Source organism: Microbispora triticiradicis (assembly GCF_005864065.1).
In the GTDB taxonomy this organism is placed as follows: domain Bacteria; phylum Actinomycetota; class Actinomycetes; order Streptosporangiales; family Streptosporangiaceae; genus Microbispora; species Microbispora triticiradicis.
Map to the genome: position 1 here is coordinate 644889 of NZ_VANP01000003.1, position 12562 is coordinate 657450.

Annotated in this window: 13 protein-coding genes, 1 tRNA gene and 1 pseudogene; 3 read left to right on the plus strand and 12 right to left on the minus strand. The window is 68.2% G+C overall.

Annotation, left to right across the window (positions count from 1 at the left end; genetic code table 11):
* Positions 1-26: 26 nt before the first annotated feature.
* From FED44_RS11075 to dcd, 3 genes are all read right to left on the minus strand, one after another.
* Positions 27-1025: an inorganic phosphate transporter gene (locus tag FED44_RS11075; protein WP_138460564.1), complete on the minus strand. Its 999-nt coding sequence runs from the start codon at positions 1023-1025 to the stop codon at positions 27-29.
* On the minus strand, positions 1026-1643 hold the full coding sequence (locus FED44_RS11080; RefSeq protein ID WP_036328787.1) for a DUF47 domain-containing protein: 618 nt from the start codon (positions 1641-1643) through the stop codon (positions 1026-1028).
* 155 nt (positions 1644-1798) lie between these two features.
* Positions 1799-2374: a dCTP deaminase gene (dcd, locus tag FED44_RS11085; protein WP_111697725.1), complete on the minus strand. Its 576-nt coding sequence runs from the start codon at positions 2372-2374 to the stop codon at positions 1799-1801.
* Positions 2375-2492: 118 nt separating this feature from the next.
* Between dcd and FED44_RS11090 the strand changes: the two genes are divergently transcribed.
* Positions 2493-2563 (plus strand) — tRNA-Gly (locus FED44_RS11090).
* A gap of 43 nt (positions 2564-2606) precedes the next feature.
* On the opposite strand, the gene FED44_RS11095 is transcribed toward FED44_RS11090, so the two are convergent.
* Both FED44_RS11095 and FED44_RS11100 read right to left on the minus strand, forming a co-directional pair.
* Positions 2607-3167, minus strand: a complete 561-nt coding sequence (locus tag FED44_RS11095) for an SMI1/KNR4 family protein (RefSeq protein ID WP_138460565.1) — start codon at positions 3165-3167, stop codon at positions 2607-2609.
* A gap of 379 nt (positions 3168-3546) precedes the next feature.
* Positions 3547-3783 (minus strand): hypothetical protein, encoded by a 237-nt coding sequence (locus tag FED44_RS11100; protein ID WP_111697729.1) that lies wholly within the window; start codon positions 3781-3783, stop codon positions 3547-3549.
* Positions 3784-4317: 534 nt separating this feature from the next.
* On the opposite strand from FED44_RS11100, the gene FED44_RS11105 reads away from it, so the two are divergent.
* Positions 4318-4797: a P-loop NTPase family protein gene (locus FED44_RS11105; RefSeq protein ID WP_111697730.1), complete on the plus strand. Its 480-nt coding sequence runs from the start codon at positions 4318-4320 to the stop codon at positions 4795-4797.
* A 36-nt stretch (positions 4798-4833) separates the two neighbouring features.
* Here the strand turns inward: FED44_RS11105 and FED44_RS37225 are convergent.
* A pseudogene (locus FED44_RS37225) lies at positions 4834-5001 on the minus strand (IS5/IS1182 family transposase); the annotation flags it as partial.
* Positions 5002-5171: 170 nt separating this feature from the next.
* Entirely contained in the window at positions 5172-5555 is a 384-nt protein-coding gene (locus FED44_RS11115) for a winged helix-turn-helix transcriptional regulator (RefSeq protein WP_244301830.1), read from the minus strand.
* Between the two features lie 73 nt (positions 5556-5628).
* On the opposite strand from FED44_RS11115, the gene FED44_RS11120 reads away from it, so the two are divergent.
* Positions 5629-6291: an NAD(P)-dependent oxidoreductase gene (locus FED44_RS11120; RefSeq protein ID WP_208758910.1), complete on the plus strand. Its 663-nt coding sequence runs from the start codon at positions 5629-5631 to the stop codon at positions 6289-6291.
* A 186-nt stretch (positions 6292-6477) separates the two neighbouring features.
* Here the strand turns inward: FED44_RS11120 and FED44_RS11125 are convergent, their stop codons facing one another.
* The 5 genes from FED44_RS11125 to FED44_RS11145 all read right to left on the minus strand — a co-directional run bounded on the left by FED44_RS11125 (position 6478) and on the right by FED44_RS11145 (position 12561).
* Positions 6478-6906 (minus strand): response regulator transcription factor, encoded by a 429-nt coding sequence (locus FED44_RS11125; RefSeq protein ID WP_138460566.1) that lies wholly within the window; start codon positions 6904-6906, stop codon positions 6478-6480.
* Between the two features lie 67 nt (positions 6907-6973).
* On the minus strand, positions 6974-8305 hold the full coding sequence (locus tag FED44_RS11130; protein ID WP_138460567.1) for an MFS transporter: 1332 nt from the start codon (positions 8303-8305) through the stop codon (positions 6974-6976).
* A 13-nt stretch (positions 8306-8318) separates the two neighbouring features.
* The gene (locus FED44_RS11135) at positions 8319-9254 is read right to left on the minus strand and encodes a DUF6895 family protein (protein WP_111697733.1); all 936 of its coding nucleotides are present in this window, start codon (positions 9252-9254) and stop codon (positions 8319-8321) included.
* Positions 9251-10489 carry a glycosyltransferase gene (locus FED44_RS11140; protein WP_187406071.1) on the minus strand — a complete coding sequence of 413 codons (1239 nt, stop codon included), beginning with the start codon at positions 10487-10489 and terminating at the stop codon, positions 9251-9253. Before FED44_RS11140 ends, FED44_RS11135 begins: the two co-directional genes overlap by 4 nt.
* On the minus strand, positions 10486-12561 hold the full coding sequence (locus FED44_RS11145) for a prolyl oligopeptidase family serine peptidase (RefSeq protein ID WP_138460568.1): 2076 nt from the start codon (positions 12559-12561) through the stop codon (positions 10486-10488). The genes FED44_RS11140 and FED44_RS11145 overlap by 4 nt, the downstream gene beginning before the upstream one ends.
* Position 12562: the final 1 nt, after the last annotated feature.

The window sequence follows — 12562 nt, forward strand, 5'->3', positions numbered from 1 at the left end:
TCCCGAAGGGGCGCCGGCCCGCCGGCTCAGCCGAGGACGAGGTTGAGGATGAAGTAGCCGATCGCGGCCACGACGGCCGCCGCCGGGATCGTCAGGACCCACGCGGTCACGATGCTGCCCGCGATGCCCCACCGTACGGCCGACAGCCGCTTGGTCGCGCCGACGCCCATGATGGCGCTGGTGATGGTGTGGGTGGTCGAGATGGGCGCACCGAACCCGAGGGCCGCCGTGTAGAGCACGCTCGCCGCGGCGGCCTCGGCCGCGAAGCCCTGCGGCGGGTCGAGGTGGATGATCCGGCGGCCGAGGGTGCGCATGATCCGCCACCCGCCGGCGTACGTGCCGAGGGAGATCGCCAGCGCCGAGGACGTGATGACCCACTCGGGGATGTGCGAGTCGGGAGAGACGTAGCCGCCGACGACCAGCGCGAGGAAGATCACACCCATCGTCTTCTGGGCGTCCTGCAGGCCGTGACCGAGGGCCATCGCGGCCGCCGACAGCGTCTGGGCGTACCGGAACCCCTTGCTGGCCCGGTGGGGGTTGGCCTTACGGAAGATCCACAAGATCGCGATCATGATGACCGCGCCCAGGAGGAGCCCCACGACGGGGGACAGCACCATCGGGATGACGACCTTCTCGATCACCCCGCTCCAGTGCACGGACGCGCTCGCCGCCAGTGCCGAGCCGACGAGCCCGCCGATCAGGGCGTGACTGCTCGACGACGGCAGGCCGAAGTACCAGGTGATGAGGTTCCACACGATGGCGCCGAACAGCGCCCCGCCGACGATGATCAGGCCGTGCCTGCCGTCCGGAGCGTCGATGATCCCCTTCCCCACGGTCGAGGCGACCGAGGTGCCGAGATGGGCGCCGATGAAGTTCATGACCGCCGCCATGAGCAGCGCCACCCGGGGGGTCAGCGCCCGGGTGGAGACCGACGTGGCGATCGCGTTGGCGGCGTCGTGGAAGCCGTTGGTGTAGTCGAACACCAGCGCGATGACGACCACGCTGATGACAAGCGCGAGCTCCACTTAGCTTTCCTTGACCGCGATCGTCTCGACCGTGTTCGCGACGTGCTCGAAGGCGTCCGCGGCGAGCTCGAGCTGCTCGATGACCTCGCGCATCTTCATCACGGTCAGCGCGTCGTACTCACCGCTGAAGAGCTTGGCCAGCAGCCGGCGGTAGATCTGGTCGGCCTGGTTCTCCAGCCGGTTGATCTCGATCCAGTACTCGTTGAGGTGCTGCATGGAGCGCAGGCGCGGCATCGCGTCCGCGGTGAGCTCCGCCGCCCTCTCCAGGACCTCCACCTGGCGTACGACCTCCTTGGGCAGGTGGTCGATCTGGTAGAGGACGATCAGGTCGGCGGCGGCCTCCATGAAGTCCATCACGTCGTCGAGGTTCGACGCGAGGCGGTAGATGTCCTCACGGTCGAAGGGCGTGATGAAGCTCTCGTTGAGCCGGTTCATGATGGCGTGAGTGCGCTCGTCACCCGCGTGTTCGCAGGCACGCATCTTCTCGGCCAGGGCGTCACGGTCCGAACCGTCGCTGATGATCTCGACCAGCAGACGCGATGCGGTGACGAGGTTGTTCGCCGAGTCGGCGAACAAGTCGTAGTAGCTGTCCTCACGGGGCGTGAGACGCAGGCGCACGTCGTTTCTCCAGTGTGCGGGGACGGTCCGCAGAGAAGGGTACGGGTTACCAGTTGAAATGCGAAGTTCAGGCCATGCAGGCCCACTTGTAACCTACTCTTCCCCTCCCAGCTGCCCGGAAGGGCTCCCGTGACACACTTGTTGCCAGGTTCCGCTCAGATCCTCGTCCGGTGGAAGTTGAGGAACGACCGGCTGGGAGTCGGCCCCCGCTGCCCCTGATAGCGCGAACCGTACCGGTCCGAGCCGTACGGGAACTCGGCGGGCGAGCTGAGCCGGAACATGCAGAGCTGGCCGATCTTCATGCCGGGCCACAGCTTGATCGGCAGTGTGGCGACGTTCGACAGTTCGAGCGTCACATGCCCCTGGAAACCGGGGTCGATGAACCCGGCCGTGGAGTGCGTGAGCAGTCCCAGCCGGCCCAGGCTCGACTTGCCTTCGAGCCGTGAGGCGATGTCGTCCGGAAGGCTGATCACCTCGTACGTGCTGGCCAGCACGAACTCCCCCGGATGCAGGATGAACGGCTCGTCGCCGTCCGGCTCCACCTGCCGGGTCAGGTCGGGCTGCTCCATCGCCGGGTCGATGTGCGGGTACCGGTGGTTCTCGAACACCCGGAAGTAGCGGTCCAGGCGTACGTCGACACTGGACGGCTGGATCATCACCGGGTCGTACGGGTCGAGCTTCACCCTGCCCGACTCGATCTCGGCGCGAAGGTCACGATCGGAAAGCAGCACGGTGCCAGGCTAGTAGGCCCGTTGAGCGCCGGTGTCAGGGATCTTCGCGTCGGGACTGCAGGAGCACGCCTTGAATCCGCTACAGTAGGGGCAGCGACGGGCTCCACGGCCGCGTCACGCGGGTGTAGTTCAATGGCAGAACATCAGCTTCCCAAGCTGACAGCGCGGGTTCGATTCCCGTCACCCGCTCTCAGCGTGATAATCCAGGTCGAATGCGGAACCCGAGGCCTCGTCAGTTATCGGACATCTGACGGCGCTCCCAAGTGCCGGCCTCCCTGCCCTTCACCCACACGGGCGGCGACCACATGCACGGTCCCTCCTCTTCTCCGATGGTGCTCACCGCGATCTCTGCCTCATCTTGCTGCGACACCTCGAAGTAGCCGTCGTAGAACGGTTCGGCGAAATCGCGGCCAATCGACTCCGCGAGCCACGATGCGAAGGTGATGTCCTGAGGGAAGAGCGCGTGATCCAAGCAGCACAGATTGGGATCCCATCCCCACATCGCGCCCTCGGGATCGCGGCAATCCAGCAGTGACGCGATCGCACATCCCCAGTCCAACAACTGGATCATGCCCGCGTATCGCCCGCTGGGCTCGGTCCGAAACGCCAGAGCCGACTCAGTGATGTCCGCGAAGATTTCGCTCTTCCAGAAGTCGTAGCCCCGTACACCGATGATGCCACCGCGAGGACCGAAACCTCCGTTCCCCACCTCCAGATACAACCGCCGCAGCAGCGAAGGAAGCGGGTAACCGATGGCCTCTTCAGCTTCCGCGACCGCCTCGGACGAGGCCACCGGTAGCACATCAGGCCCAGGGTCTGACCGTATCGCTTCGAAGATCTCATCCTCGGTTATGATCTGCACTCCGCGTGCTCGGACCACTGTAGGAAGAGAGCCAGAAGTCGTCCACGTCCATGAGGCAGCATGCTGCCAGTTTCGACCGACAAATCCGCAACACAGAAGCATCCATCGTTCGCGTGCCAGATCCGTGCCAGAACGAGCGGCGATTAGCGGTGAATCGCGGGGACTCACGGGCACTCGGCCAGCTCTGACCTGCACCCCTGTTGTCCCAGCTCAGCCCGGCAAGATCAGTAGCCTATTCCCAAGCTGACAGCGCGGGTTCGATTCCCGTCACCCGCTCCACCTACGAAGGCCCAGGTCAGGGCTGGCTGGTTCACTTCTTGAGCCACATCCTGAAGCCGACTACTCCCGCCGTCAAGAAGATGGCCACCATGGCAATCAGTTGCCAGCGAAACTCGATTTCCAGTGCTGACCGCGCGCTTTTCAGTTGCAGCCTCACCACTGTGTCGTCGATGTACTGCAACTGTTCGTTGGTCAACGGCGGGTAGACCACGCGCGGCAGAAAGATCACGCCTGCCCCGACCAGGGCAACAAGCAGAAGCAGCGCCATCAGGCATGCGAAGGACCGTACGGAAGTACCCAAATGATCACCTCTCTCAGAATGATCAATGTTCCACATCCCCTGATCGCGGACAACGCCTCTGCCCAGTTCGCATGCCGGAGCCCGCTATCGCTTACCCTGCGGGGAACGCTGCGCCCACGGCCGATGCGGATGCGGACAACCCCGAAACGGCGTGCCCGTTGCGTGCCCGTTCGGTCGGCGACCAGCGGAAGACAGCGGGGACTCACGGTGACTCCACCGGCGTAGGTCCAGGTCAGAGTTTGCCCAGCTCAGACGACGTGATCTTGAAATACTTCCCAAGCTGACAGCGCGGGTTCGATTTCCGTCACCCGCTCCACACGCAAAGGCCCAGGTCAGGGAGCACATCCCAACCCGGGCCTTGATTGTTTCTGAGGCTCTTTGATCTTCGCGTTCCATTAGCGTGCCATTAGCTCTTGGTCAGCCCACCGGGGCCAGGCTCTGTTCGCAGTCCAGATCTTCAGTTCATGAGTAACTGGTTCAGGAACAGGCTGAGGAGGCGGGATGAACAGGGTCGTGGTCCTCGGACGGGGTGGCGCGGGCAAGTCCACGCTCGCGGTCCGGCTCGGTGAGGTGCTGTCGCTGCCGGTCGTCGAACTGGACAAGCGCTTCTGGAGCGCCGGGCTCTCTCCCACCCCCAAGGAGGAGTGGGAGGTCGTTCAGCGGCGGCTCGTCGATGCGCCCCAATGGGTCCTCGATGGCGACCTGGGTCCCTACGACGTCCTCGACGTCCGTCTACGAGCCGCTGACACGGTGGTCGTCCTGGACTTTCCGCTCTGGCGCTGCGCCTGGCGTGCGCTGCGCCGCTCCCGCGAGGATCTGACCTTCTGGCGCTGGGTCCTCACCTACCGGTGTCGCGCTCTGCCCCTTGTGATGGACGCGATCGCCGAACACGCGGGCACCGCCGAACTCCATGTGCTGAAGGACCCCGACGGAGTCGAACGCTTCCTGGCCAGCGCGAACGGGGCCACGCCCCGGCCCTAGCAGCCCGGCCGGGTGGTCGCCCTCGTCGTCATCGCGTCGAGCCTGCTCGCGGAACCAGCGCAGGACGAGGACGGCCTGGCGGAACGGTCCCAGCGCCCGGCTGCCGCGCGGGGTGCGCAACCGCCGCCGGTGGGCGGCCAGCAGGCGGGCAAGGAACTCGACGGTGTGGCGCGGGACGTCGAGCGTGGCAGCATAGGTGACCAAGGGGAAGCCTCTGGTTCAGCGGACGATCTTGTGGTGAGAACCGTCCTACCAGGGGCTTCACTTTTACCTGCGCCCAGGGTCCCGTTGTGTGATCTGGCCACTCACGAGCACTTCACAGCCCTCGCGAAGATCATTTCGCTGAGAAACCTCACTACCTCGCCCGGAAAAGCTCAATCCGCGCGGTCGTAGGCTTCCTGCGACGCTGACACGTCGCCGAGGTGTGCGATCGACCAATCCTCCAGCGCGCGCAGCGGCTCGCGCAGGGAGCGGCCCGCCTCGGTAAGTGTGTACTCGACGCGGACAGGAACTTCGGGGTAGACGGTGCGGCGCACGATCCCGTCCCGTTCGAGGCCGCGGAGAGTCTGGGTGAGCATCTTCTGCGAGATTCCCTCAATGCGTCGGCGCAACTCTGAGAAGCGGGCGCTGCCGTCCCAGAGGGCACCCACGATGAGCACCGTCCAACGGTCGCCGATGCGATCCAGGATGCGGCGGGTCGGGCAGTCCGCGCGGTAGGGGCTGCCGCGGAGCACCGACTCGGCCCGAGTGGTTACCACAAGGTGCCTTCTTCCGATAGGAGAGCTGCACTCATACGGTAATCGCAGAGCGTCGCCCGACGCCATCCGACCCATGGAAAGGCACCTCGTGTCTCGCATTACCGTCATTGGCGGCACCGGCTATGCCGGTTCGGCGATCGTCGCGGAGGCCGCCGCTCGCGGTCATCAGGTCACCGCACTGAGCCGCTCGCTCCCCGACGCGCCAATCCCGAACGTGACCTATGCCCAAGGTGACGCCGCCGACGAAGCAACGCTGTTGGCAGCCATTGAGGGCGCGGACGTCGTGGTGGCCGCACTCGCCCCACGCGGCCCGCTGGCCGGTATCTTCCGCGACGTCTACAGCACCATCGCGCGTCTGGCAGATGGCGCAGGCGTACCCCTGTACGTCGTCGGCGGCTACTCGTCGCTGCGCCCTGCGCCCGGGGCGGCTCGCTTCGTAACCGACCTCAGCCACATCCCGGCAGAGCTTCATGACGAGATCCGCGCCGGGGCGGCGCTCATCATCGAGGACCTCCCGGCTACGCCCGCGACACTCGACTGGGTCTTTGTGAGCCCCGCGCTCAGGTTCGGCGCACATGTGCCCGGCGAACGACTCGGCCGTTATCGGCTCGGCGACGACGTCGCAGTTCAGCCCGAGGACGGCGGCGCGATCTCCGCCGGCGACTACGCCCTCGGATTCGTCGATCTGATCGAGAAGGGCGACCACCACAGGACACAGGTCAACATCGGCCACTGATTTCCGGGCGAGGTGGTGGTCACCTTCCGTTGTCCCACACGCAGGCGCGAGGGCTAGTCCGAGAACTGCTCCGCAGCCTCGACCGAGGATGGCTTGTCGAGGAGTAGCAGACGGCCGACAGTTCACCGCAGCCCAGCCCACAGCGGCGACGACCGCCTGGCGGTCCGCAGGCACGCCGCGTGACCGTCATGCGCGCGTCTGGCGTGCCAGGTCCGTCTGGGTGGTCAGGCTCACGAGCATCGCGGTGAGTCCTGCCTGGAGCCGCGACTCCAACCGCAGCTTGGCGAGAATCGCGGTGATGTGCCGTTTGGCCGTACGTTCGCTGATCGACAGCATTCTGGCGATGGACCGGTTGTCGTAGCCGAGGCCGAGCAGTTCGAAGACCGACGCCTCCCGGGCCGTCAACGACGGGGCGAGCAACAGCGCCGCGGCGATCGGCGAAGGAAGGGCGTCATTCCCGATGCTGACGCATCCCCGGACGTCCTGGGATCCGCACGTCGTGCAGCCGCTCAGCGCAGGACCCGCCGCCCGCCGCGGCCCGAGCCTGGCGTGCCGACGCCTGGCCGTCCCGCTGTCGATCGCGGACCCCGGACTCCGATCAGGAGGAGCGAACATGACGTAATGCTGTGGGATCGCAGTATCGATGCGGTTTGCTCCCGGTGTAGTGCCGGTAGTCCCGTCATCATCCGTGTTCGGCAGCCGGGGCCGCCGACGTCGACCGTTCCGCGGCGGTCAGGGCGGCCCTCGCGTAGACACCGGCGATCAGGATGAGTACGCCTGACAGCGCGAGGATCGAGTCGATCGGCCCGAACCGCATCCCGGCCAGCGAGCCGTCGAGGTTGCGCAGGTCGGTGCTGGCCAACCAACCGGCGGCCGACGCGGCCAGCATCGAGGCGAGTTGCGTGACCGGATAGAACACGGCCATGACCCGGCCCAGATACTCCTTCGGCGCGGCGGCGAGCAGCAGTGGCGTCATCGCCGTGTTGAGCATGGTGATGGGAATCACGAACAGGGAGAGCACGATGAGACCGCCGAGGAACTCGGTCTGCCGTGTATAGGTGAGCAGCAACGCGCCGCTCACGATCAGGCCGATCCACGCGGTCCTCCGGGCGCCGATCCACTGCACGACCCTCCCGGCGCACAGCGCGCCGATGATCCCGCCGACGCCCTCCGCCGTGCCGAGGTAGCCGAACAGATGAGATGGCGAGTGCAGGTTTTCGGTGAGGAAGAACACGTTCAACGTGTTCAGGGCACCCAGCCCGCACTGACCGATCACCGCGAGCGTCAGCAGGGCGACCAGAAACCTGCTGCCGGCGAAGAAGCGCAGGCCGACGACGAACTCCTTGCGCAGCCCGGGCTGCGAGCCGTCCGATCTGCCCCGGTCGGGGGCGGAGTCGCGGCGAACCGAGCGGATGACGGCGTAGGACACGGCATAGGACGCCGCGTTGAGGAGCAGAGCCCATTGCAGCCCGACGCTGAACATCAGCGGCGCGGCGAGCGGCGGGCCGACGATGGCGATGGCCCCGGCCGTGCCCTGGGCGATGCCCGCCGCCCGGGCCCGGTCGGCCTCGCCTGTCACGATGTCCCTGATGATGGACAGGCGCGCGGGCCCGAAGAACTGACCCGTGGCGTTCAGCACGAGGACGGACGTGTAGATCAGTGCGAGCCAGGCCCAGACCGGGATCGCATCGGCGGGCAGGAGCGCCACCACCGTCAGGAACGCCACCACAACGCCGCGGATCACCTCGGTGCCGAGCATGGTGCGCATCTTGTCCCACCGGTCGACGAACACCCCGGCGATCGGACCCACGAACAGCACCGCGCCGCCCACTGCCAGCAGGATGCCGCTCACCGCCGCGGGCGCCCACGACTGGTCCTTGGCCAGGACATCGGCCACCCACAGGACGAGGGTGGTGCTGAAGACGACGTCTCCCGTGGACGAGACGGCCTGCCCGTACCACAGGCGGGCATAGTCGCGATTGATCAGGAACCGGTGCTTGACGGTGGTCGGCACGAGAGGACCAGTGCTACCGGCGGCGCGACGCGGACAAGGTGATCATCGTAGCCATGGCGGTCACGAGAGTCGTGTGATACGCCTTCCGGAAGACCTCGACCGCCGACGCCGACTCCGGTGGCCGCTGGGCGGCGTACCGTCCGGGAATGGCCCCGCTGGGCAGCTGGGCCTCCAGGAGGTTCCGTATCGCGGCCAGGCCGGACCGGGTGCGGGTCGGATCCTCGCCGACGAGGGACTGCGAGAGCAGGAACTCCCCGACGAGATCCCAGTAGTCGATCTCCACGAAGTGGGTCGTCAGTTCGTCGAGGACCTGGAAGATCCGCCTCCGCTCGTCGTCGGTGAAGCCGGGGTCCCGGGCGCCGAAGTCGCTCAGGTGGAACAGGATGTGCGTGATGACGTAGGCGTCCTCGATGTCGACCGGATACGTCGTGGTCCAGTCGGCGAGGAGGGTGCTCTCGTACAGCTCCCGGTACGAAGGGAAGTCGTGGCGGAGGCCGGCGCGTTCCGCGTAGTAACGGGTTTCGAGGCGCACGTGCGGCGACTTGCCGTAGAGCGGGAAGAAGCCGCCGGGAGCCAGCTCCCCGAGGACGGCCCAGTGGCGCCCGTCGGTGAGCCCGGGAGGTGCCAGCGCGCCGAAGGCCAGGCCGTACGCCCGGTAGTACCTGGGCATGGCCGTCAGCTGCCGTGGGAAGTCCGGGTCATGCCAGATCTTCCGGACGGTTGCGGCCACCTTCGCCAGATCCTCGTCGTCGGGCCGCAACCTCGTCCAGATCGCACAGAGCTGCGCCAGTTCCAGGCACGCCTTCACCTTGGGTGTGACGGGCAGCCCCGAATACGACGGATCGAGGTACTCCAGGTTGTCGCTGATCCAGCGCCTGGCCCCGGCCGACAGCCGCTCCAGGTCGCCGGTCGCCCTCTCGTCCGCGTAGGTCGTCGCAGGTTCGGTCATCCATCTGCCCCTTTCGAGAGCCATCGTGTTTCGAGAGGCATCGTGTCCACGGCCCGGTCCGCGGGTCGGTGCGGCTTTTGGGCCACCCGGGCACAGGAGAGTTCGACGACGTCGGCCGCGCGTGAGGCGCTGTCGGCCGAGGCCAGCCTGCGGCCGAGGTCCGCGGCGCGTTTCCGCAGCCCCGGGTCCTCCCAGGCCAGGTGGAGCGTCTTCCACGGATCGGAGTCCATGTCGTCCAGTGCGTACACCGCGACCCCCGCCCGGACGCACGCCGCGGCCAGCAGCGGCTGCTCGGACCCGTTGGGCGTCACGCCGAGCGGCCGTCCCCGCAGTAGCGCGGCCAGCACCGGCGCCGACGTGCCGCTGGTCAGGACCAGTCCGGCCCGGTCGACGAACGGCCCCATGTACGGCCTGCGCACGAGCAGCATGTCCGCGCCGGGGTCAGGGCGCGGATCCAGCGTCCGGCCCTGCTCGACCAGGGCCTGGAACGGGCCGCCGGTGAAGGCCGAGTTGAGCCGCGGCCACTGGACCTTCCCTCCGAAGAAGCGACCGAGATGCACGTAGACGACGGGCTTGCCCACCCGGTCGAGATGTTCCATCACGGTGTCGACGTCGGCCCCGTCCGCCGTCGGCTCCCACGCCAGCGGTCCGACGTGGTGCACGCGCTCGGGCAGCACCGCGCCCGGGTACTCGAAGACGGGATCGCCCCGCAGCAGCAACGCCGCGCCGAACAGCGGGCTCTCCGGCCACGGGTCGCTCCGTGTGGCCAGGCCGACCTCCGCGCGCAGCTCGCGGTAGTACTGAAGGATCTCGCGTGACCGCGCTTGCCTGCTCATGCCGGGCTGCGGCTCGTCGTGGCCTCCGGCCGCGTAGTTCAACAGGTGGGCCGACAGCCCCAGCACCACCGCCGGGATGTCCAGCGCCTCGGCGGCGAGCAGTGCTCCGTGGCACAGGACCGAGGTGACGAGCACGTCGGCCCGGACCTGCCGAGCGGCTCGGAGGGCGGCCCGGAACTGCGCCGGCCCTCCGTCGCGCCACCTGGCGACCGAGAACCCCCGCTGCCCGCCGTACCGCTCCGCCGTCAGGTACGGCAGGCCGGATTCGGCCACGATCTGCGCGGCCGAGGTCCTGCCCAGCACGCAGACGGTGTTCCCCCGCCGTTCGAGCTCGCGTCCGGCCGCGATCGCCGGATACAGATACCCCCCGTCGCTCAGCGGGCAGAGCAGGACGTTCATGCCGGACTCACCCCGAGGTGGGCGGCGATGAAGGCCAGGCAGTCGGCGAACAGCGCCACCCCGCTGGACGCGGAGCGAACCCCGTGGCCCACCCCCCGCTCGAACCGGAACAGCGCCGGGCCCTTCCCCGACGTGGCGTGCTGGAGCGCGGCGCACATCTTCCGCGCGTGCAGCGGATCCACCCTGGTGTCACCGTCGGATGCGGTGAACAGGACCGGGGGGTACGCGACGTCCGGGACGACGTGATGGTAAGGGGAGTACGACAGCAGCGTCCGCGCCTGGCCGGGGTCGGCGGCGCTGCCGTACTCCGGGACCCAGCTCGGCCCGAGCCCGTGGAGCTCGTAACGGGCCATGTCCAGGAGCGGGGACATGCACACGGCGGCCGAGTACTTTCCGGGGTGCTGGGTAAGCGCCACGCCCACGAGGAGGCCGCCGTTGGAGCCGCCTATGATCGCAAGCCGGCCGGGCCTGGTCCAGCCCGCCTCGACCAGATGGTCGGCAACGGCGTCGAAGTCGTCGAAGGTGTTCTGCTTTCTCGGCCCGCGGCCGGCACGGTGCCACTCCTCGCCCTCCTCGCCGCCCCCGCGCAGGCACGCGGTGGCGAAGATCCCGCCCGCCTCGACCCAGGCGACGATCAGAGGCGAGTAGCGCGGCGACATCGACACGCCGAAGCCGCCGTATCCCATGAGGATGGCGGGGCGCGGACGATCGGGGGAACCCGACGGGGACGCCACGAACATCCGTACCGTCGTGCCGTCCGCGGACCGGCAGGTCTCCAGCCCGGCCTTCATGCGAGGGGCGTCGATCCCCGGCGCCGGCGACCACGGCCCGACCTGGCCCGTTCGGGCGTCGTAGTGGAGCACCAAGGGAGGCGTGACGTAGTCGGTGTAGGGGAACCAGGCTTCGTGTCCCGCTTCCGGCCGTACCGAGATCCGCCCGATGGAACCGACGCCGGGCAGCGGGACGGTCCCCAGCTCACGGCCGTCGGTCAGGTCGTGGACGGTGATCTCCGCGGCCGCGTGGCGGATCCAGGAGACCAGCCCGATCGGCCGCGCGAGCTCCGGGCCGCTGAGGACGGTGAGGTCGTCCAGCACCGCGTCGGGGCGTTCGGCGATCAGCTCACGCCAGGCGCCGGGAGCCGGGTCCGCCGGGGTGCACACGACGACGCGTCCGCGAGCGGCGTCCCTGTCGGTGCGCAGCCACATGGGGTCGTGCGGACCGGTGCCCGGGGCGATGCGTACCCGGGTGCGGCCCTGTCCGGCCTCCTGGACCGGCCGCAGGTCCGGACATCCGGGCGGGCTCGTGGACAGGTCGGCCAGGTAGACCGCCGCACCGCGGTCGGTGCCGGTCGCGGCGGTGACGGTGAGCCATCGGCCGTCCGGTGTGACGGCCACGGTGTAGAACTGGGTTCTCTCCCGGCCCTCGCCGAACACGAGGACGTCGGTATCCGGCTCAGAGCCGACCTTGTGCAGGTAGATTCGGCGCTGGTAGAGCGCCTCCGATGCCAGGCGGCCCACGTAGTAGAAGGCCTCGCCACCCGGTAGCCATCCGATCGACGTCCGGCGCACCCGGTCGATGGGCCCGTCGGCGACCGCCCCGGTGGCGACGTCGAGCACCCACAGCGTCGCGTCCTCGGTGCCGTCGCGGGAGATCAGACAGGCGAGCCGGTCGCCCTCCACGGACGGCTCCCAGGACTCGAGCACGGTACGGCCGGCCGGATCCAGCGCACGCACATCCAGCAGGGGCCGCTCGGCCTCCCCCTCGCGGACGTAGAGCACCGGGTGGTCCCGTCCCGCGTCCCGCCGCTCCACGAAGATCCGGGAACCGCGCGCCTTCGGGGTGATGACGAGGTCGGTGGCGTTGAGCGCCGCCAGCTCCGCCCGCCACCGGTCCGCGTCCGGCCACGTCGCCCGTTCCGCTTGGTAGAGAGCCTCCTGCTCCGCGGTCCACCGCAGTGTCCTGGGGTCCTCGGAGTCCTCGAGCCAGCGGTAGGGATCGGGGACGCGCAGCCCGTGCAGCTCTTGGACGACGTCGTCGCGGGGCGCGTCCGGGTACCGGCGGGACGATGGCATC